We start from the raw sequence: 1503 nt of genomic DNA on the forward strand, positions 1-1503 counted from the left end.
AAGAAACATCTTCGGGTTGTGAGGTTAAGCGACTAAGCGTACACGGTGGATGCCCTGGCAGTCAGAGGCGATGAAGGACGTGCTAATCTGCGATAAGCGTCGGTAAGGTGATATGAACCGTTATAACCGACGATTTCCGAATGGGGAAACCCAGTGTGTTTCGACACACTATCATTACGTGAATACATAGCGTAATGAAGCGAACCGGGGGAACTGAAACATCTAAGTACCCCGAGGAAAAGAAATCAACCGAGATTCCCCCAGTAGCGGCGAGCGAACGGGGAGCAGCCCAGAGCCTGAATCAGCATGTGTGATAGTGGAACGGTATGGAAAGGCCGGCGATACAGGGTGATAGCCCCGTACACAAAATTGCATGTGTTGTGAGCTCGATGAGTAGGGCGGGACACGTGGTATCCTGTCTGAATATGGGGGGACCATCCTCCAAGGCTAAATACTCCTGACTGACCGATAGTGAACCAGTACCGTGAGGGAAAGGCGAAAAGAACCCCGGCGAGGGGAGTGAAAAAGAACCTGAAACCGTGTACGTACAAGCAGTGGGAGCATCCTTCGGGGTGTGACTGCGTACCTTTTGTATAATGGGTCAGCGACTTATATTCTGTAGCAAGGTTAACCGTATAGGGGAGCCGCAGGGAAACCGAGTCTTAACTGGGCGTTAAGTTGCAGGGTATAGACCCGAAACCCGGTGATCTAGCCATGGGCAGGTTGAAGGTTGGGTAACACTAACTGGAGGACCGAACCGACTAATGTTGAAAAATTAGCGGATGACTTGTGGCTGGGGGTGAAAGGCCAATCAAACCGGGAGATAGCTGGTTCTCCCCGAAAGCTATTTAGGTAGCGCCTCGTGAACTCATCTTCGGGGGTAGAGCACTGTTTCGGCTAGGGGGTCATCCCGACTTACCAACCCGATGCAAACTACGAATACCGAAGAATGTTATCACGGGAGACACACGGCGGGTGCTAACGTCCGTCGTGAAGAGGGAAACAACCCAGACCGCCAGCTAAGGTCCCAAAGTCACAGTTAAGTGGGAAACGATGTGGGAAGGCTCAGACAGCCAGGATGTTGGCTTAGAAGCAGCCATCATTTAAAGAAAGCGTAATAGCTCACTGGTCGAGTCGGCCTGCGCGGAAGATGTAACGGGGCTAAACTGTGCACCGAAGCTGCGGCAGCGACACTATGTGTTGTTGGGTAGGGGAGCGTTCTGTAAGCCTGCGAAGGTGTCTCGTGAGGGATGCTGGAGGTATCAGAAGTGCGAATGCTGACATAAGTAACGATAATGCGGGTGAAAAACCCGCACGCCGGAAGACCAAGGGTTCCTGTCCAACGTTAATCGGGGCAGGGTGAGTCGACCCCTAAGGCGAGGCCGAAAGGCGTAGTCGATGGGAAACAGGTTAATATTCCTGTACTTGGTGTTACTGCGAAGGGGGGACGGAGAAGGCTATGTTAGCCGGGCGACGGTTGTCCCGGTTTAAGCATGTAGGCGG

The 1503-nt window shown here is 52.7% G+C and carries 1 rRNA gene; it reads left to right on the plus strand.

Annotated elements, in window-relative coordinates:
- Nucleotides 1–22 precede the first annotated feature (22 nt).
- A 23S ribosomal RNA gene (locus HII27_RS26755) occupies nucleotides 23–1503 on the plus strand; the annotation flags it as partial.

The organism is Kluyvera sichuanensis (assembly GCF_014218705.1).
Classification (GTDB): domain Bacteria; phylum Pseudomonadota; class Gammaproteobacteria; order Enterobacterales; family Enterobacteriaceae; genus Kluyvera; species Kluyvera sichuanensis.